Genomic DNA, 18,274 nt, shown 5'->3' with positions numbered 1-18,274 from the left:
TGTCGGCTGTGCCAGGATTTTCCGCAGGTCATCGGGACAGCGTCGCTCCCGGCCGGATCGGAGAGAACAGCCGTGCCCACCGCCGTCGCCCCCAAGCCCCTGCTGCTCCGGGACGGGCGTCCCGCCGCCGCCGGGTGGTCGCTCGACCCCGGGATGCGGCACCTCAACCACGGTTCGTTCGGCGCGGTGCCGCTGGTCGCGCAGCGCGAACAGCAGCGGCTGCGCGAGGAGATGGACGCCTCGCCGGTGGTGTGGTTCCCCGGGCTGCCCCGGCGGGTCGCCGCCGCGCGGGCCGCGATCGCCGCATTCCTGCGCGTACCGGCCGAGTTCACCGCGCTGGTGCCGAACGCGAGCGCCGGGGCGAGCGCCGTGTACGGCAGCCTCCCGCACCGGGACGGCGGCGAGGTGCTGGTCACCGACCACGGCTACGGGGCCGTCACCATGGGCGCGGCCCGGCTGGCCCGGCGCTGGGGCGGCTCGGTGCGCACGGCGCACGTGCCGCTGGCGGCCGGTCCGGCGGAGGCCGCGGCGGCGGTGACCGGGGCGGTGACCGAACGGACGGCGCTGATCGTGCTGGACCGGATCACCTCCGCGACCGCCCGCTACCTGCCGGTCGACCTGATCGGCGGGTTCGCCCGCGAGCGCGGCATCCCGCTGCTGGTCGACGCCGCGCACGTGCCCGGCCTGGACGAGGACCCGCTGGCCGGGGCGGACTGCGACGCCTGGGTCGGCAACCTGCACAAGTTCGGCTGCGCGCCGCGCGGCACCGCCGCGCTCGTCGCCCGGGGCGAACTCCGGCACTCCCTCTACCCGTTGATCGACTCCTGGGGCGCGGAGGAGCCGTTCCCGGAGCGCTTCGACACCCAGGGCACCGTGGACGTCACCGGCTACCTGGCCGCGCCGACCGCGCTCGACTTCGTCGCCGAGCAGTGGGGGTGGGCCGACACCCGCCGCTACATGGGCGAACTCGCCGACTACGCCGAGCAGGTGATCGGCGAGACGATCACCGCCGCGACCGGCGAACCGGCCACGGCGGAGGTCGGCATGCCGGTGGGCGCCCTCCGCCTGGTCAGGCTCCCGGCCGGCCTGGGCCGCACCCGTCTGGAGGCCGACGGCCTGCGCGACCGCCTGGCCGCCGAGTTCGGCGTCGAGGCGGCCTTCACCAGCTTCGGCGGGACGGGGTACTTCCGGCTGTCCACGCACGCGTACAACACGGCGGAGGACTACGAGTACTTCGCGGAGCGGTGCGTACCGGTGCTGTGCGCCTGGGCCCGGGAACGCTGACCGCACCGGCCCGCGGGCGCGGTCGGCGGGGCCCGTCGGGACCCGGTCGGCGGGCCCGGTCCGGGTGATCGAAAATTCTTCGGACCGAGGCGCAACCGGCGGGCGCTGCGGACGTCCTACAGGTACGAACCCTCCGATGACGAACGGAGGGCGTCACTACCAGTGGGGGAACGACTCACCATGCGCAGCCGTATCTTCTCCGGCCTCGCCGTGCTCGCGGCGATCGCCCTGACCGGCCCGGTGCTGGCCGTCGGACAGGCGCAGGCGGCCCCGGCCGCCGGCACCGTGGAGGCGAGCGCCCCGGCGGGCTTCGTCGGGATGGCCCCGACCCGGGTGCTCGACACCCGCAACAGCTACTGGAACGCGAGCGGCGTGGACGGCCCGCTGAGCCCCGGGGAGAACTACCGGGCGCAGCTGCTCGACGTCGCCGGCCGCGCGCACGGGCAGGGCGTCCCGGTGGTGCCGTCCGACGCGACGGCGGTGGTGGTCAACGTGACCGTCGCCGACGCCACCGACAACGGCTACCTGACCCTGTCCGCCGACCCGAACGCGCCGGGCGTCACCCCGGCCACCTCCAGCATCAACTTCGCGCCCCGCCAGACGGTCGCCAACCTGGTCACCGTCGCGATCACCCCGGGCACCGTCCCCGCGATCAACGTCTACAACAACGGCAGCTACACCCACGTCGTGCTCGACGTGGTCGGCTACTACCGGCCGGGCGCGACCGACAAGTACGGTGCGGTCACCCCGACCCGGCTGCTCGACAGCCGGGCGGACGGCCACCGGATCGAGCAGGGCGGGGTCCGCTCGGTCCAGGTCGCCAAGCCGGAGCTGGGCACCGCCGACGCCCGGGCGGTGATCCTCAACGTCACCGCCACCGACGGCACCGGCGACACCTTCCTGACGGTCTACCCGAGCGGCGGGCAGCGGCCGGAGTGGGGCTCCAACCTCAACGTCAAGCCGGGCGGGACGGTGCCGAACCAGGTGGTCGTGCCGGTCGGCCAGGACGGGAAGGTCGACGTCTTCAACCACATCGGCTCGCAGAACGTCGTCGTCGACATCGTGGGCTTCTACGGCCCGAGCGGCCAGGGGCTGTTCAGCGCCCTGAAGGTGCCGGTGCGCCTGGCCGACACCCGTCCGAACCTGTACGAGGGCCGCCCCTCGCAGCAGCTCGCACCGTTCTCCACCCTCCAGGTCCCCACCGGCGCCGGGGCCCCGGCCGGCGCCCTCGCCGCGGAGGTCAACGTGACGGCCACCGGGCCCTCGGAGTCCGGCCACTTCACGGTGTTCCCGAGCAACACGACCCGGCCGGACACCTCGAACCTCAACTTCGTGCCGCGGCAGACCGTGTCCAACTCGGTGACCACCGGGCTGAACGGCGACTCGTTCTCCGTCTACAACCACGCCGGTTGGACGCACGCGATCGCCGACCTCACCGGGTACTTCACGGTGGCCAAGTGATCCGCGAGGCGGCCCGCGCGGCGATCCGGGGGGTGACCCGCTAGGTGACCCGCCGGTGGGAACGGCCCGGCGGCCACCCACCGGCGGGACGCGCGGGCGGCCGGCCCGCCGTCGGCGGACGGCGGGCCGGCCGCCGTCCGCCGTCCGCCGCCCGGGTGCTACTCGGCCCGGCCGGTGGGGACGGTCTCGGTGTCGAGCCAGGCGAGGTAGGCGGGGGACCCGGCGGCCACCGGCACGGCGATCACCTCCGGGGTGTCGTAGCTGTGCAGTTCGCCGATCCTGGTGACGAGGCGGTCGGCCAGCGCGGCCGGGGTCTTGAGGTCGACGCGCCACTCGGGGGCGTCCTGGACCTCGCCGTCCCACCAGTACACCGAGCGGACGGGGTGCACCTGCGCGCAGGCGGCGAGGCGTTCGCGGACCAGGGTGGCGGCGAGGGCGCGGGCGGCGGCCTCGTCCTCGTGGGTGGTCGTCACCACCAGGTACCGGTGCGGGGGCTGGGGCTGCTGCTCGGTCATGGGCCGAGCGTACGGGGCCCGGCGGGTTCCGGAGCGGTGGCCCGGCGGGTTCCCGGCGGGGTGCCGTGACGGCCCGGGCACCCCGCACGCGGGCCGTCACGGCGTTCGGCGGGCGCGGCCCCGGTCGCCCGGGGTTCCCCTCCCGGGGAGTGGGCCGCGCCGCCGGTTCGGGTGGCTGTCGCCGCTGACCGCCCCACGTGGGGGTGGGGTCGGTCAGCGGCGGGAACGGGGACGGTCAGCGGCGCTGCCAGAGGGCCGGGACGTTCGGCGGCTCCCAGCCCGCGTACGCGATGTGGCCCTGGAGGCAGACGTAGCCGACGCCGTTGTAGGTGACCAGGTCGCCGGCCTTGTAACTGGCGCCGACCGCCCAGGTGGTGGAGCCGCCGGGGGTGGAGGCGCTCGGGCTGGGGCTCGGCGAGCCCTGGGTCGGGCTGCCGCTGGGGCCGGGCGTGCCGGTGCCGTTGACGTTGAGCACGAAGTCGAAGCTGGCCTCGCGCCCGTTGCCGACCTGGCGGACCGTCATCACCAGGTCCGGGTCGAAGATGGTGTCGGTGGAGTTGCGCGGCTCGTTCGGGAAGTACAGCTGGGTGGTGAGGATCGGCTGCCCGGGGGCCTGCACCTTGACGTGGAGGTGCCGGGTGCGGCCCGGGTAGAGGCCGGGGACGATCGTGGTCAGCGTGTACGCGCCGTTGGCGGCGCTGAACTGGTGGCCGCGGAAGGTGTAGCCGGAGTTGTCGTAGGTGCCGTTGGTGTCGGCCTGCCAGAAGTCCAGCAGGGCGCCGGGGATCGGCAGGCAGTTCCGGCCGAAGACGTAGCCGCTGACGGTCAGCGGGGTGCCGGGGGTGCCGCTGGTGACCAGGTTGGTGCGCAGCGGGGAGCCGGGCTTGAAGTACGGGCCCTCGATCTGCTCCTCGGTGGTGTGCCCGTCGCTGCACTGGGGGGTGAGCGGGGCCGGGACGTCGGCGGCGACCGCGTCGCGGGCCAGGGCGACGCCGCCGCCGATCAGGACCGGCGCGGCGCCGGCCAGGGCGGCCGCCTTGAGCAGGCCCTTGCGGCTGATCCGGCGATCGGCCAGTTCGCTCAGGCCGTCCAGCGGGTTGTGGGGGGTGGGCATGGCTCTCCGTTCGACTGCTGCGGTGGTCGCCGCCCGCCCGGAGCCTCTTGGGCTGGACATGACATGCGACGGGGTCGGGCCTCCCGGCGCGGCGGCGCTGTGGGGTGCCTCCGACGCTAGGCCCTGCCCGGCCGGACCGTCGATGGACGGGGTCGGCGGGACGTGGTGCATTCCTCAACCACCGCCAGTCCGTTGGGCCGCCGGGCCGCCGGGCCGTCAGGCCACCGGGCCGTCAGGCCACCGGGGCACCGGGGCACCGGGACACCGAGCCGTCAGCTCGCCTGCTCGCGGAACTCGCCCGGGGTGTGGCCGACTTCGCGGCGGAAGAAGCGGCAGAAGTAGGCCGGGTCGGAGAATCCGGCCGCCGCCGAGACCTGACGGACCGTCATATCCGTGGTGGTGAGCAGGTGCTTCGCCTCCAGGGTCTGCTGCTCGCGGACCAGCCGGGCCGGGGTGCGACCGGTGGCCTCCTTCACCACCTCGTGCAAGTAGCCGGTGGAGACGCCGAGTTCACGGGCGATGGCGAGCACCGAGCGGTCGGCGCGTTCGGCGCCGGCGATCATCCGGGTGAACCGGGCGACCAGCGGATGACCGGCCGCCCGGGGAACCGCGGCCCCGCCACCGCCGCGGGCCACCCGCAGCGCACGCACCAGCAGGACGTGCAGCAGCGCCTGCAGCACGCCCACCGCACCGTCCAGACCGGCCTCGTGCTCTTCCGTCAACTCCCGCAGCAGACCCAGGATCTCGCGGTGCTCCCGCCCCTCCGGCCGGACCCCCGGGCCACTGGCCAGGGCCCGCAGCAGGGCCAGGTCCTCCGGATGCCGGTGCAGGAAGTCCTCGTTGAACAGCAGCACCCACCCGTCGAGCCGCCCCGCCCCGGACCAGCGGTGCACCTGACCGGGCAGCACCGCGTACAGCGCGGGCGGCTGGACGCGGTGCTCGACCAGGTCGATGACGTGCGTCCCCCCGCCCGCCGTGACGTAGACCAGCTCGTAGAACGAGTGCCGGTGCGGGAAGTCCGCCCGGGAGAGCGGCCCGACGGCGTCGAAGCTGCCCGCCGCGAACGGCAGCAACCCCGGGTCGGGCACGTCCAGGTCGTGCAGTTCCAGGCCGCTGGCCGGTCGGAGCCTCATCGAGCCAGTGTGCGCAAACGCCCCGCGAACCGTCCAGCGGCCCAGCCCAACCGGCACGCACCGGCAAGCGGGGGCGGGGGCGGGGGCTCGATGGAGGGGGCGGTGGGGAAAGGTCGACCACCGGGTCTCCGTCCGGGTGTCGTGACTGCGGGGGGCGGCCGTACTGGAATGGGGGTGTGATCGACCAACGCCTCCGGCCCGGTCGCCGGGTACGGGAACGACGTGTGTGGTGGTGTGCGGGCTGGTTGGGCTGTGCCGGTTGGGCGGGGTTGTTCCCGTTGCTGTCGCCGCTCGGGCCGCACCGGGTGTGGGGGGCGGTGGCCGCCGTGGGGTACCTGCTGGCCGCCGTGGTGGCGCTGCTGCCCGGCGGGGGTACTCGTACGGGTGTTCCTGCGCTGTCCGTGTTGACGGCGTTCGGCGGGGCCGTGCTGCTGCCGCTGGCCCTGCTGGTCGGCAGCGGGGCCGGGCAGAGCGAGGTGGCCGTGCTGGCCCGGGCCGGGGAACTGCTGCTGGCGCACGGTTCGCCGTACCTGGACGCCCCGGCGGGGCCCGCCGAGGTCACTCCCTACCTGCCCGGGATGGCCCTGTTCGGTCTGCCGCACGCGCTGCTCCGCCGGGGCGGCGGGCCGGTGGCCGATCCCCGAGTCTGGTGCGCCGCCGCCTTCCTGGCCGCCGGGTGGGGCGCGTGGCGCAGCCTGTCCCCGGTGCGGGCCGGGGTGCGGCGGGCCGGGCGGCTGCCGGCGCAGGTGTCGGGGCGGGTGCCGGTCGCGGCGGGGCCGGGTGCGGCGCCGCCGCCGGCGCGGGTGGTGGTGGTGCCGTCGGTCGACGCCGGGCCGTCCGGGGCGGTGTGGGGCGCGGTGGCGCTGGTGGCGTCGCCGCCGATGGCGCTGGCGGCGGCGGCCAGCGGGGTCGACCTGCCGCTGACCGGGCTGCTCTGCCTGGCCCTGGCGCTCGGTGCGGCCCGTCGGCCGACCGGCGCGGGGCTGGCGCTGGCCGCCGCGGGGGCGCTCAAGTGGACGGCCTGGCCCGCCGTCGCGGTGGTGGTGGCGCTGCTCGCGGCGACCGCCGGGCGGCGGGCGGCGCTGCGCTGCGCCGGGCTCGCGGCGGGCGGGACGGCGGCGCTGGTGCTGCCGTGGCTGCTGCGCGCGCCGGGGCCGGTGCTGCGTCAGGTCTTCGCGTTCCCGCTCGGCCGGGGCCCGTGGCCCACCCCGGCGGCCAGTCCGCTGCCGGGCCGGCTGCTCGCGGGCCTCGGCCCGGCCGGGTGCGGCGCGGCGGTCGGGCTGCTGCTGCTCGGCGGGGCGGCGGTGGCGCTCTCGCTGCTGCTCCGCCCGCCCCGCTGCGCGGTCGCGGCGGCCGACCGGCTGGCGGCCGGCCTGGCGCTGGCCTTCCTGCTCGCCCCGGCCGGACGCTTCGGCTACCTGGCGCTGCCGCTGTTCCTGCCCGCCTTCACCCGCCTCGCGTCCCGGCACCGTCCCGGCTGAGGCCCGCTCCCCCGTCGTCCCGTTCCGGCCCCGTGCGACGTGTGGCCGCGAGATGGCGTGCCCTGCTGCGTCCGCTGATTCCCGGTGACTCCGAAGGACGCCTCCCCGGGTACCACCCTGATCGTCGCCGACGACTTCCCGCCCCGGCAGGGCGGCATCGAGACCTTCGTGCCCGCGACGGCCGTCCGGCCGTCCGGCCGACCGGGCAGGGGGTGGTGGTGCCGACCTCGCCCGAGCCCGGGGTGGACGGGTCACGGGGCGTCAGGTCACGGAGGGTCAGGTCACGGGGGGTCAGACCAGCAGGAGGGTGCCGCAGGATTCGGTGAGGGCGGTGCGGGCTTCGGCGGGGAGGGCCTGGTCGGTGATGAAGCAGTCGAGGTCGGTGAGGGCGGCGAAGCTGCTGAGGCCGACGATGCCCCACTTGGTGTGGTCGGCGACGGCGACGGTGCGGTGGGCGGAGGCGATCAGGGCGCGGTTGGTCTGGGCCTCGGCGAGGTTGGGGGTGGTGAGGCCGGCGCGTTCGCTGACGCCGTGCGCGCCGATGATCAGGAGGTCGACGTGGAGGGAGCGGATGGCCTGGTCGGCGAGGGGGCCGACCAGGGCCGCGGAGCGGGTGGGGGCGCCGCCGGTGAGCAGGAGGGCGGGGCCGTCGTCGCCGCGGGTGCGGACGAGTTCGGCGACGGGCAGGGAGTTGGTGACCACGGTGAGGCCGGGGACGTCGAGCAGGCGGGTGGCGACGGCGTAGGCGGTGGTGCCGGCCGAGACGGCGACCACGCTGCCGGGCTGGACCTGGGCGGCGGCGGCTTCGGCGAGGGCGGCCTTGGTGTCGGCGGCGAGGCTGGACTTGGCCTCGAAGGCGGGCTCGTCCGCGGTGGTGGTGCGGGCGACCGCGCCGCCGTAGACCTTGCGGACGGCGCCGGTGCGGGCGAGGGCGTCCAGGTCGCGGCGGACGGTCATGTCGGAGACGCCGAGTTGGTCGACCAGTTCGGCGACCTTGACGGCCCCGTCCCGGCGGACCAGGTCGAGGATCAGGGCCCGGCGCTGGTCGGCGAGCAGTCCGCCGTCGGTGGTCACTGTGGTCCTCCACGGATGCTGGGGGTGGGACGGGGTGGGAGAGGATCAGCATAGTTCGCCGGAGCCGCGCCGACCCTGTTCGGGTGTGGGGTTATGTGTTTGAATGTGTTGGATATGCCGCCCGACTGCTCGTGAACGGCCCGTGACCACCCGCGACCACCCGCGACCACCCGTGAACGCCGCTGAACGCCCGCTGGAGTGCCCGATGACCACCGATGCCGCCACCGATGCCGCCGCCGTTTTCGCCTCCGCCTTCGGCGACGCCCCCGACGGCGTGTGGGCCGCCCCCGGCCGGATCAACCTGATCGGCGAGCACACCGACTACAACGAGGGCTTCGTGCTGCCCGCCGCGCTCCCGCACGCCACCCGGGTGGCGGCCCGCCGCCGCTCCGACGGCCTGGTGCGGCTGTTCAGCGCGCAGGGCGACGGCGCGGTGGCGGAGTTCGCGGTGGACGGGCTGGCCCCCGGGTCGGTGTCCGGCTGGGCGGCGTACCCCGCCGGGGTGTTCTGGGCGCTCGCCGAGGCCGGACACCCGGTGGGCGGGGCCGATTTGGCGTTCGACTCGGACGTGCCGTCCGGGGCGGGCCTGTCCTCGTCCGCCGCGCTGGAGTGCGCCACCGCGCTCGCCCTGGACGAGCTGTACGGCCTGGGCCTGGACGCCCCCGGCCGGGCGCTGCTCGCCCAGCGCGCCGAGAACGCGTACGTCGGGGTCCCGTGCGGCGCGCTCGACCAGATGGCGTCCAGCTGCTGCGTCGCGGGCCACGCCTACTTCCTGGACACCCGGACGCTGGCCGGCCGCCAGGTGCCGCTGGACCTGCCCGCGGTCGGCCTCTCCCTGCTGGTGATCGACACCCGGGTCAAGCACGACCTGGGCGACGGCGCGTACGCGGGCCTGCGGGCGGGCTGCGAGCGGGCGGCCGGGCTGCTGGGGGTGCGGGCGCTGCGTGACCTGGGGGTGGCGGAGCTGGCGGCGGCGCAGGAGCGGCTGCCGGCCGAACTGCGCCCGCTGGTGCGGCACGTGGTGACGGAGGACCAGCGGGTGCTGGACGCGATCGCGCTGCTGGACGCGGGCGACCCGCGGGCGCTGGGCCCGGTCCTGACCGCCGGGCACGCCTCGCTGCGCGACGACTACCGGGTCTCCTGCCCGGAGACCGACCTGGCGGTGGCCGCGGCGAACGCGGCGGGCGCGCTGGGCGCCCGGATGATGGGCGGCGGCTTCGGCGGCTCGGTGCTCGCCCTGGTGGACACCGACCGACTGGCGGAGGTCGAGCGGGCCGTGCGCGAGGCGTTCGCGGCGGCCGGGTACGCCGACCCGCACGCGTTCCCGGCGGTGCCCTCGCAGGGCGCCCACCGGGTGCGGTAGCGGGCGGGGAAGGACGGGGGAAGGCCGCGGGGGCGGAAGGCCGCGGGCCCGTCCGGGAGGTTCCCGGGCGGGCCCTTCTCCGTGCGGGGGCGGGGGTTGTGTGCGGGCGGCGGGTCAGAGCTCGCGGAGGGTGCGGGCGGCGGTCTCGGGGTTGATGTCGTTCATGAACGCGCCCATGCCGGACTCCGTGCCGGCCAGGTACTTGAGCTTGTCGGCGGTGCGGCGGAGGGTGAACAGCTCCAGGTGGAGGGCGAGTTCGGTGGACGCGGGGCGGGGGCCTGGTGCCAGGCGGCGATGTAGGGGGCCGGGGCGGGGAACAGGCGGTCGAAGCGGCGCAGCAGGTCGAGGTAGACCCGGGGGAACTCGGCGCGGGCGGCCTCGTCCAGGGCGGTGAGGTCGGCGGCCCGGCGGTTCGGGTAGAGGTGCACCTCGTAGGGCCAGCGGGCGGCGAACGGGACGAAGGCCGTCCAGTGCTCGCCGGCCAGCACGACCCGGGAGTCGGGCTTGCCGGCGGTGGCGCGTTCGGCGGCCAGCACGTCGTCGTACAGGTTGCGGCCGGTGGCGGCGAGGTGGGCGGCGGCGCGGTCGAGGGCGAGGGCGGTGCGCGGGGTGGTGAACGGGAAGGCGTAGACCTGGCCGTGCGGGTGGCCGAGGGTGACGCCGATGTCGGCGCCGCGGTTCTCGAAGCAGTAGACCTGCCGGACGCCGGGGCGGGCGTACAGCTCGGCGGTGCGGTCGGTCCAGGCGTCCAGGACGAGGCGGGCGCGGTCCTCGGTGAGGTCGGCGAAGGAGGCGTCGTGGTCGGCGGTGAAGCAGACCACCTCGCAGCGGCCGGTGCCGGGGGTGAGCGCGTACGGGCCGTCCGACCAGGGGGTGACGTGGGTGGCGGAGGAGTCGGCGAGGGACGGGAAGCGGTTCTCGAACACCGCGACCTGGTAGTCGGCGGCCGGGATCTCGCTGAGCCGGCCGTCCCGGGACGGGCAGAGCGGGCACTCGTCGGCCGGCGGGTGGTAGGTGCGGCCCTGGCGGTGCGCGGCGATGGTGACCGCGTCGCCGCTGAACGGGTCGACCCGGACCTCGGAGGCGCTCGCGGTCCGCTCCAGCGGGCGCCGGTCGACGGCGTCGCGGGGGGTGGGCTCGGTGTCGTAGTAGATCAGCTCGCGGCCGTCGGCCAGCTCGGTCACCGTCTTGTGCACGGCGGCACTCCTCGTGGTTCGCAGCGCGGCTCGGGCAGGGCGGGGCAGGGTGAGCCGACACAACAAACATCTTCGAACAGACAGCATCACAATGCAACACCCCTCCGGCGCGGCGGCCGGAGGGGTGTCGTGGTGGGGACGGCGGCGGGACGGCGGCGGGACGGCGGCGGGCTGCGGGTGGCCCGGGGAACGCCCCGGCGGGGGACGGTCAGACCTTGGCGAGGACGTCGCCGACCAGTTCGCGGGCCTCGGACTGGACCTGGGCGAGGTGCTGCTCGCCCCGGAAGCTCTCGGCGTAGATCTTGTAGACGTCCTCGGTGCCGGAGGGCCGGGCCGCGAACCAGGCGTTCTCGGTGGTCACCTTGAGCCCGCCGATCGCCGCGCCGTTGCCGGGGGCGTGGGTGAGCACGGCGGTGATCGGCTCGCCGGCCAGTGTGTCGGCGGTGACCCGGGAGGCGTCCAGCGCGGCCAGGGCGGCCTTCTGCTCGCGGTCGGCGGGGGCGTCCACCCGGGCGTAGACGGGGTCGCCGTGGCGGGCGACCAGCTCGCGGTGGAGCGCGGAGGGGGTGCTGCCGGTGACGGCGGTGATCTCGGAGGCGAGCAGGGCCAGCAGGATGCCGTCCTTGTCGGTGGTCCACGGGGAGCCGTCCCGGCGCAGGAAGGACGCGCCGGCGGACTCCTCGCCGCCGAACGCCACGCTCCCGTTCAGCAGCCCGTCGACGAACCACTTGAAGCCGACCGGGACTTCGAGCAGCTCGCGGCCCAGCCCGGCGGCCACCCGGTCGATCAGCGAGGAGGACACCAGGGTCTTGCCGACGGCGGCCGCGGCGGGCCAGCCCTCGCGGTGGCGGTACAGGTAGTCGATGGCGACGGCCAGGTAGTGGTTGGGGTTCATCAGCCCGCCGTCGGGGGTGACGATGCCGTGCCGGTCGGCGTCCGCGTCGTTGCCGGTGGCCAGCGCGTACGCGTCGCGCTTGTCGATCAGCGAGGCCATCGCGTATGGGGAGGAGCAGTCCATCCGGATCTTGCCGTCCCAGTCCAGGGTCATGAACCGCCAGGTGGGGTCGGCGAGCGGGTTGACCACGGTGAGGTCGAGCCGGTGGGTCTCGGCGATCCGGCCCCAGTAGGCGACGGACGCGCCGCCCAGCGGGTCGGCGCCGATCCGCAGGCCGGCGTCCCGGACGGCGTCCAGGTTCAGGACGGCGGGCAGGTCGTCGACGTACGTGCCGAGGAAGTCGTAGCGGCCGGTGGTGTCGGCGGCCAGCGCCCGGGCGTAGGGGACCCGGCGGACGCCCTCCAGGCCGGCGGCGAGCAGCGCGTTGGCGCGGCGCTCGATCCAGCCGGTGGCGGTGGAGTCGGCGGGGCCGCCGTGCGGCGGGTTGTACTTGAAGCCGCCGTCGGCGGGCGGGTTGTGCGAGGGCGTCACCACGATGCCGTCGGCGAGCGCGGCGGGGCGGGTGCGGTTGTGGGTGAGGATCGCGTGCGAGACGGCCGGGGTCGGCGTGTAGCCGTCGGCGGTGTCCAGCAGCACGGTGACGCCGTTGGCGGCGAGCACCTCCAGGGTGGTGGCCCGGGCGGGCTCGGACAGCGCGTGGGTGTCGATGCCCAGGAACAGCGGCCCGGTGGTGCCCTGTTCGGCCCGGTAGTCGCAGATCGCCTGCGCGGTGGCCGCGATGTGGTCCTCGTTGAAGGCGGTCCGCAGCGCCGAGCCCCGGTGCCCGGAGGTGCCGAAGGCGACCCGCTGGGCGACGTCCTCCGGGTCCGGGTGCAGCGTGTAATAGTCCGTCACCAGGCGGGCGACGTCGATCAGGTCCTGCGGCTGGGCCGGCTGCCCGGCCCGTGCGTGCACCATCGTGGCTACTCTCCTCGTTCGGTACGGCAACAGTGCCCGCGACCATCATGCGGGCCGCGGCACCCCATCTGCGGGAACGCCGGGGAGCGCGCGGACGGCACCCCGTCGGCGGACGCGTGACGCGACTACCCCGCCGACCAGGCCGTTACCCCCCGTGCACACCACCGACACCGTACGCGGCGGGCGACGCGGAGGCCGCCCGCACCCTCCCCCACGGCCGACCGGCCGCGGTCCGGATCGACGCCGACCTCCGAACGCCCGAGGACCTCGCCCGGGCCGTCGCCCCGGCGATCCGCGCGTTCCTGGCCCGAGCCCCCCGCACACAGCGTGGCGGCCGCCCCGACGGCCCGCAGCCGGGTGCCGCCGGCACCGTGGGCGGGTTTCCCACCCACGACGGGTGTCGGGCCGGACCGACAACCACCTGTCCTGCCCCGGGCCGTCCGACACCCCTGGACGGCTGGCCCGCTCGCGGCCGCCGCCGAGCGGACCGGCGGGAGGCCACCGACCGGGTCCGGCCCGCTGACGTGCGCGAGAGCAGCAGCGGTCCGGGCACCCGTCGAATGCATGCGCAGCGGACTGCGGACAGCCGACACGGATGCAATCCAGAAAACCTCGACCTTCCGGACAAAGCGCGTGTTCCGAACTCCCGAAGTCCATCTCGGCAGCTCAGCACAGACAAGGCAGGTCATCCTTGCGGTCCGATTGACAGGCGAGGTGGGAAACCACCTAGCATGCACTCCACCGGTCGAGCAGCACTCCATCGACGAATGATTCATTGGAGTTTTCATGCGAACTCGCACCACTGTCGGCGCCGCTCTCGCAGCCGCCCTCATCGTTGGCATCACGGCACCGAACGCGATGGCGGGAGGGAACTGGGACTACGGGGTATCGCGCACCGCGCTGACGAACGGGGAGCTCTACACCAGCCTGAGCCCCGAGAACGGTGGGCCCTTCATGCCCGACGGCGGCCTGTACTGGAAGGTGACCGACTCGTACGTGAAGCACTCCGGCGGCACCATCACGGCCCGGTTCGGAGTCAACTGGAACGGACTGAGTTTCGAAAAAGGTCTGTTCACCCAGTCGTCGGGAACCACGAGTTCGGCGACCTGGACGGAGATGGGGTTCACCGACTGCCATGACATCGTCGGATGGATCGCGGTCACCGGACAGAACACCTTCTACAACGCCCCGGTCACCATCTGCTGATTCCCGCTCGCTCACCGATCGCCAGGAAATATGATCAGGTCCGTACTGAACAGCAACCCCGCGCTTCCCCTGACGCTGTTACTGCTGTCGGTGGCGGCTGGAATTCCGTCCTTCCTCCTGGCGCGCCGGAAAGGCGTTTCCGCACTGCTTGCAGTCGGGACGTCGACAGCGACGCTGGGGCTCCTGGTCGCCACGCTGTTCCCGGTGGGGCCGCATGCGGCCGCGCCCATGGTGTGCACGGTCCAGCGGGACGTCATCGGCCCGGTGATGGCGGCTCAGGGGCTCTTGAACATCGGGCTGTTCCTCCCGGCGGGGCTGCTGTGGACGCTTCTGACCAGGCGTCCCCCGCTGGCGTTCGCCGGGCTGGTACTGCTGTCGGGGTGCATCGAGCTGGTCCAGGCGGTGACTCCCGGCATCGGACGGTCCTGCGACTCGGCGGACTGGGAGGCCAACCTGCTGGGGGCGGCCGTGGGCGGTGCGCTCGGGGTGCTTGCCGGCAGGGGGAAGCGCATCGCCGTTCGTCCCGCCAACCTGCGGCTCGGTGCGCTGGCACTGCTCGGCGGCGGAGTGGTGCTCGGGGTGGCGGCGGCCGCTTCGGTGCTGGTCGTGGTGGTGGACAGCGCCGACTACTCGGTGGTGTCGGCCGACCAGCGCGCGGTCGCTGCCCGCACGCTCAAGGAGTTCTTCGGCGACGGTGCCGCAGTGACCGCGGTGAAGTACGTCCCGGGGCCGGCGGGCGGGCGCGGAGTACTCAACGTGGCGTCGTCCGCCGGCATGCTGAACGTCTCGTGGCCGTCCGGCGAGGCTGTTTCAGGCCAGCTCGGGCCGGTGGAGGCTCCGACCGGTCCGGCCCGTACGGACGAGGAGCTGATCGCGGCGAGTCGCCGGTTCGCCACCGCGCACTTCCCCTGGGCGCTGTCGGGCAGCACTCCGACCGCCGTCCCGGCCGGCCCTGACGGTGCCAGGGACGTCGAGTGGCGGGCCACCCTCGACGGAGTACTGATGCCGATGCGGTTCAGCACCGTGGTGTCGGCCGACGGGGACGTGCTGGCCTTCAGCGCGCGGCACGTCGAACCCGGCCCCCTGCCGAAGGCCACGGTGGCGGAGGACCGGGCCCGGGCCCGGGCGGCCTCGGCCTACCCGGGGCTGGAGGTCACGGGTGCGACGCTGCTCGCCCAGTCCGACCCGGAAGGGCGGTGGCACGTGCGCTGGCTGTTGTCGCTGAAGTCCCCTCCGTCGGCGGACCGGTCCGTACTCGGCTCCGTCACGGTGGACGCCACGGACGGAAGTCTGGTGCCCCGGGATCAGATCGTGGCGGACGGCGGCGACTGACCTGACCGGTCGTGCCGCCGGTCTCCCCGGCGGCCACGCCCCGCTCGGGCAGCGCGAACGCTGCCCGAGCGGGGCACTAACGGTTGCGGCCACCGCCGCTGCCGCCGCGCTTGGGCTGGGCGGTGCGGGTGCCGCCGGCGCGGCGGGGCTGGCCCGGCTTGGGCTTGGCGCCCTGGCCGGTGCGGTGCTGGGACTGGGCGGGCTGCGGGCGGGCGGGCTTCTTCGCGGACGGGCGGCGCTGCTCCTCGGCGGCGGCGGTGCGGCCGCGCGAGCTGTTGGCGGTCCGGCCGCGGACGATGCCGATGAACTCCTCGACCAGGTCGGTGGTGGCGTCCTCCGGCCAGGCCAGTGCGACCTGCGACTGCGGGACGTCGACCAGCGGGCGGTAGGTGAGGTCGCGGCGGTGGTGCAGCCGGGCCAGCGACTGCGGGACGGCCAGCACGCCGACGTTGGCGGCGACCAGTTCGATCGCGTCGGCGGTGGTGGCAGGGCGCTCGAAGGCCGGGCGGCCGGGCAGCTCGGGCCAGTCGAGGGCGTCGTCCTGCGGGTGGAAGACGATCTCCTCGGCGAGGTCGGCGGCGGTGACCTCCTCGGCGGCGGCCAGCCAGTGGTCCTTGGGGAACACCACCACGGTGGTCTCGGTGTACAGCGGGATCGCGCTCAGCACCGTCCGGTCCACCGGCAGCCGGACCAGCCCGGCGTCCGCCCCGCCGGAGAGCAGCAGGGCGTGGCCGTCGGCGGGCGCCGACTGCAGCAGTTCGACCGGGACGTCCGGCAGCCGCTCCTCCCACACCCGCAGCCACTTGGTGGGCGTCACCCCCGGCACGTACACCAGGCGGAAGGGGGCGGGGGGCTGCTCGATCTCGGTCACGCGTTCCAGGCTAGCGGGCCGCGGCGCCCGGGCCCGTCCCGTCCGGGCCGGCGGGGACGGCGGCGGGGACGGCGGTGGGGACGGCACGAGAGCGGGCGGCGGGCCCGGGCGGCGGGGGACGGCGGGGGCGGGGGCCGTGACCTGGGCGGGGGCGTTCGCCGCACCCCCGGGGCGATACCCTTGGGCTCATGACTACGCCCAAGCCCAAGACCTCCCAGACCATGAAGCCCGCGACCGCGGCCAAGAAGCTGGGGATCTACCTGGCGGCGACCCCCGCCGAGTTCCAGGCGGGCGTCGTCACCCGCGACGAGCTCAACGCGATGCAGGCCGAGCCCCCGCAGTGGCTCGTCGACCTGCGGCGCAACGGTCCGCACCCGCGCCAGGTGGTGGCCGCCCGGCTCGGCATCTCGGTCACCGGCCTCGGCCGCGCCGGGATCACCGAGGCGCTGACCACCGAGCAGATCGACGCGCTGCGCGACGAGGACCCGGAGTGGCTGCGCCGCGAGCGCGCCACCCAGGCCGACGTGCGCAAGGAGGCGCAGCGCGCGAAGGAGGCGGAGACGAAGGCCGCGGCGGTGAAGGCCGCCCGGACCGCGGGCCGGGCCACCGCCGCCAAGTCCGGCCGGAAGTAACACGATCTGATCGTTCCAGCGGCGTCCGCACGCGTCGGCACCCTTTCGGATGATGCGGGTACGACATGAACGGCGGTGCACAGTACGTGAGCTGACGGTCCGTCAGCATGGCGGCCATGACGTCGCTACGCCGTACCAGCACCGCAGCTCTCGTCGCCTGCGCGGCCCTGCTGCTGCCGCTCGCTCCCACCGCCCACGCCGCCGACCGGGCCGGCTCCCGTCCCACCGAAGCGGCCGTCGCCGGCCTGCTGGACGGCATCCGGCAGGACCCGGCCCGGCTGGACGCCTTCCTGCGGGCGATGCCCAAGGGCGGGGACCTGCACAACCATCTGTCCGGCGCGGTCTCCACCGAGCTGCTGATCCGGCTGGCCGCGCAGGACGGCCTGTGCATCGACTCGGTGACCTCCACCGCGGCCACCGGCCCCTGCCAGGGCACCCTGCGCCCGGCCGGGGACGCGCTGGCCGAGGGCGAGTTCCGCACCCAGGTGATCCGGGCCTGGTCGATGCAGGACTTCACCCCGGGCGAGGAGTCCGGCCACGACCACTTCTTCGCCACCTTCGGCAAGTTCGGCGAGGCCAGCTGGCGCCACCCCGGCACGATGATCGCCGAGGTCACCGACACCCTGGCGGCCCAGCACCAGAGCTACCTGGAGACCATGCTGACCCCGGCCTCCGGCGGGGTCGCGGCGCTGGCCGCCGAGGTCGGCTTCGACCCGGACTTCGCGGCGCTGCGGCAGAAGCTGCTGGCCGGCGGTCGGATGCAGGCCCTGGTGGACTCGGCCCGCGCGGACCTGGACTCCGCGATGGCCGAGTACCAGGCCACCGAGCACTGCGGCACCGCGCAGGCTCGGCCGGGCTGTTCGGTGACGGTCCGTATCCAGTCCCAGGCCAGCCGGGCGTCCACCCCGGCGCGGGTGTTCGCCCAGCTGCTGATCGGCCTGGAACTCGCCTCCCAGGACGAGCGGTTCGTCGCGGTGAACCTGGTGCAGCCGGAGGACTACCAGCCCTCGCTGGACAACTACCAGCTCCAGATGGAGATGCTGGACTTCCTGCACCCGCTCTACCCGAACGCCCACATCACCCTGCACGCGGGCGAGTTGGTGCCCGGCCTGGTGAAGCCGGAGGACCTGACCTTCCACATCCGGCAGGCCGTGCTGACCGGCCACGCCGAGCGGATCGGCCACGGCGTGGACGTCACCCACGAGGACGACGCGGCGGACCTGCTGCGCACCCTGGCCGAGCGCAAGGTGCTGGTCGAGGTGCCGCTGACCTCCAACGCGCAGATCCTCCAGGTGGAGGGCCGGGAGCACCCGTTCCCGCTGTACCGCAAGTACGGGGTGCCGACGGCGCTGGCCACCGACGACCCGGGCGTGGAGCGGATCGACATCACCCACGAGTACGTCCGCGCGGCGCGGACCTACCACCTGGGCTACCCGGACCTGAAGGACCTGGCGCGCAACTCGCTGGAGTACGGCTTCGTGGCCGGCCGCAGCCTGTGGCGGGACCGCGACGGGTTCAAGCCGGTGCCGGAGTGCCAGGGCCGCGCCCTCGGGTCGGAGAACCCGGCGCCGAAGTGCGCGGCGCTGCTGGCGGCCAGCCCGAAGGCGGCGCTGGAGTGGAAGCAGGAGGGGGCGTTCCGGGCCTTCGAGGCTTCCGTGCTGCACCTGCGGAAGTAGCCCGCGCGGGAAGCGGGTTCGGCGGCCCGCCGGGGGTGTCCCCGGCGGGCCGTCGGTCGGTTCAGCGGCGGGCCGCCGGTGGGT

14 protein-coding genes and 1 pseudogene are annotated in these 18,274 nt (G+C 74.8%); 8 read left to right on the top strand and 7 right to left on the bottom strand.

Features of this window, described 5'->3' with window-relative positions; all coding sequences use genetic code 11:
* Window positions 1-72 precede the first annotated feature (72 nt).
* Both QMQ26_RS28465 and QMQ26_RS28460 read left to right on the top strand, forming a co-directional pair.
* Complete coding sequence (locus QMQ26_RS28465; protein WP_100839744.1) at window positions 73-1,284, top strand: aminotransferase class V-fold PLP-dependent enzyme; 1,212 nt, start codon at window positions 73-75, stop codon at window positions 1,282-1,284.
* A gap of 180 nt (window positions 1,285-1,464) precedes the next feature.
* Entirely contained in the window at window positions 1,465-2,745 is a 1,281-nt protein-coding gene (locus QMQ26_RS28460) for a hypothetical protein (protein ID WP_282203202.1), read from the top strand.
* Between the two features lie 158 nt (window positions 2,746-2,903).
* On the opposite strand, the gene cutA is transcribed toward QMQ26_RS28460, so the two are convergent.
* From cutA to QMQ26_RS28445, 3 genes are all read right to left on the bottom strand, one after another.
* Entirely contained in the window at window positions 2,904-3,260 is a 357-nt protein-coding gene (gene cutA / locus QMQ26_RS28455; protein ID WP_282203201.1) for a divalent-cation tolerance protein CutA, read from the bottom strand.
* A 235-nt stretch (window positions 3,261-3,495) separates the two neighbouring features.
* Window positions 3,496-4,374: a dioxygenase family protein gene (locus QMQ26_RS28450; protein ID WP_282203200.1), complete on the bottom strand. Its 879-nt coding sequence runs from the start codon at window positions 4,372-4,374 to the stop codon at window positions 3,496-3,498.
* A gap of 272 nt (window positions 4,375-4,646) precedes the next feature.
* On the bottom strand, window positions 4,647-5,507 hold the full coding sequence (locus tag QMQ26_RS28445; RefSeq protein ID WP_282203199.1) for a helix-turn-helix domain-containing protein: 861 nt from the start codon (window positions 5,505-5,507) through the stop codon (window positions 4,647-4,649).
* Window positions 5,508-5,824: 317 nt separating this feature from the next.
* Between QMQ26_RS28445 and QMQ26_RS28440 the strand changes: the two genes are divergently transcribed.
* Window positions 5,825-6,988 carry a hypothetical protein gene (locus QMQ26_RS28440; RefSeq protein WP_282203198.1) on the top strand — a complete coding sequence of 388 codons (1,164 nt, stop codon included), beginning with the start codon at window positions 5,825-5,827 and terminating at the stop codon, window positions 6,986-6,988.
* Between the two features lie 291 nt (window positions 6,989-7,279).
* Here QMQ26_RS28440 and QMQ26_RS28435 read toward each other — a convergent pair whose 3' ends face one another.
* Window positions 7,280-8,062, bottom strand: a complete 783-nt coding sequence (locus tag QMQ26_RS28435; protein ID WP_100839750.1) for a DeoR/GlpR family DNA-binding transcription regulator — start codon at window positions 8,060-8,062, stop codon at window positions 7,280-7,282.
* A gap of 205 nt (window positions 8,063-8,267) precedes the next feature.
* Here QMQ26_RS28435 and galK point away from each other — a divergent pair, with 205 nt between their 5' ends.
* Window positions 8,268-9,425 carry a galactokinase gene (galK, locus tag QMQ26_RS28430; protein ID WP_282203197.1) on the top strand — a complete coding sequence of 386 codons (1,158 nt, stop codon included), beginning with the start codon at window positions 8,268-8,270 and terminating at the stop codon, window positions 9,423-9,425.
* Between the two features lie 114 nt (window positions 9,426-9,539).
* Here the strand turns inward: galK and galT are convergent.
* A pseudogene (gene galT, locus QMQ26_RS28425) lies at window positions 9,540-10,621 on the bottom strand (galactose-1-phosphate uridylyltransferase).
* A gap of 208 nt (window positions 10,622-10,829) precedes the next feature.
* Window positions 10,830-12,473, bottom strand: a complete 1,644-nt coding sequence (gene pgm / locus QMQ26_RS28420) for a phosphoglucomutase (alpha-D-glucose-1,6-bisphosphate-dependent) (RefSeq protein ID WP_100839753.1) — start codon at window positions 12,471-12,473, stop codon at window positions 10,830-10,832.
* Between the two features lie 786 nt (window positions 12,474-13,259).
* Between pgm and QMQ26_RS28415 the strand changes: the two genes are divergently transcribed.
* Both QMQ26_RS28415 and QMQ26_RS28410 read left to right on the top strand, forming a co-directional pair.
* On the top strand, window positions 13,260-13,679 hold the full coding sequence (locus QMQ26_RS28415) for a hypothetical protein (protein ID WP_159073302.1): 420 nt from the start codon (window positions 13,260-13,262) through the stop codon (window positions 13,677-13,679).
* 30 nt (window positions 13,680-13,709) lie between these two features.
* A complete protein-coding gene (locus QMQ26_RS28410; protein ID WP_282203196.1) occupies window positions 13,710-15,011 on the top strand; it encodes a VanZ family protein in 1,302 nt (433 codons plus the stop codon).
* Window positions 15,012-15,087: 76 nt separating this feature from the next.
* Here QMQ26_RS28410 and QMQ26_RS28405 read toward each other — a convergent pair whose 3' ends face one another.
* The gene (locus tag QMQ26_RS28405; protein WP_100839756.1) at window positions 15,088-15,882 is read right to left on the bottom strand and encodes a LysR family substrate-binding domain-containing protein; all 795 of its coding nucleotides are present in this window, start codon (window positions 15,880-15,882) and stop codon (window positions 15,088-15,090) included.
* Window positions 15,883-16,070: 188 nt separating this feature from the next.
* Here QMQ26_RS28405 and QMQ26_RS28400 point away from each other — a divergent pair, with 188 nt between their 5' ends.
* Together QMQ26_RS28400 and QMQ26_RS28395 are read left to right on the top strand one after the other, a co-directional pair.
* Window positions 16,071-16,514: a DUF5997 family protein gene (locus QMQ26_RS28400; RefSeq protein ID WP_100839757.1), complete on the top strand. Its 444-nt coding sequence runs from the start codon at window positions 16,071-16,073 to the stop codon at window positions 16,512-16,514.
* A gap of 107 nt (window positions 16,515-16,621) precedes the next feature.
* Window positions 16,622-18,190 carry an adenosine deaminase family protein gene (locus QMQ26_RS28395; RefSeq protein WP_282203195.1) on the top strand — a complete coding sequence of 523 codons (1,569 nt, stop codon included), beginning with the start codon at window positions 16,622-16,624 and terminating at the stop codon, window positions 18,188-18,190.
* The last annotated feature ends 84 nt before the right edge of the window (window positions 18,191-18,274 follow it).

Source organism: Kitasatospora fiedleri (assembly GCF_948472415.1).
Taxonomy (GTDB): domain Bacteria; phylum Actinomycetota; class Actinomycetes; order Streptomycetales; family Streptomycetaceae; genus Kitasatospora; species Kitasatospora fiedleri.
Note: the sequence above shows the minus strand (reverse complement) of the source record. Positions and strands in the feature narration are given on the sequence as shown.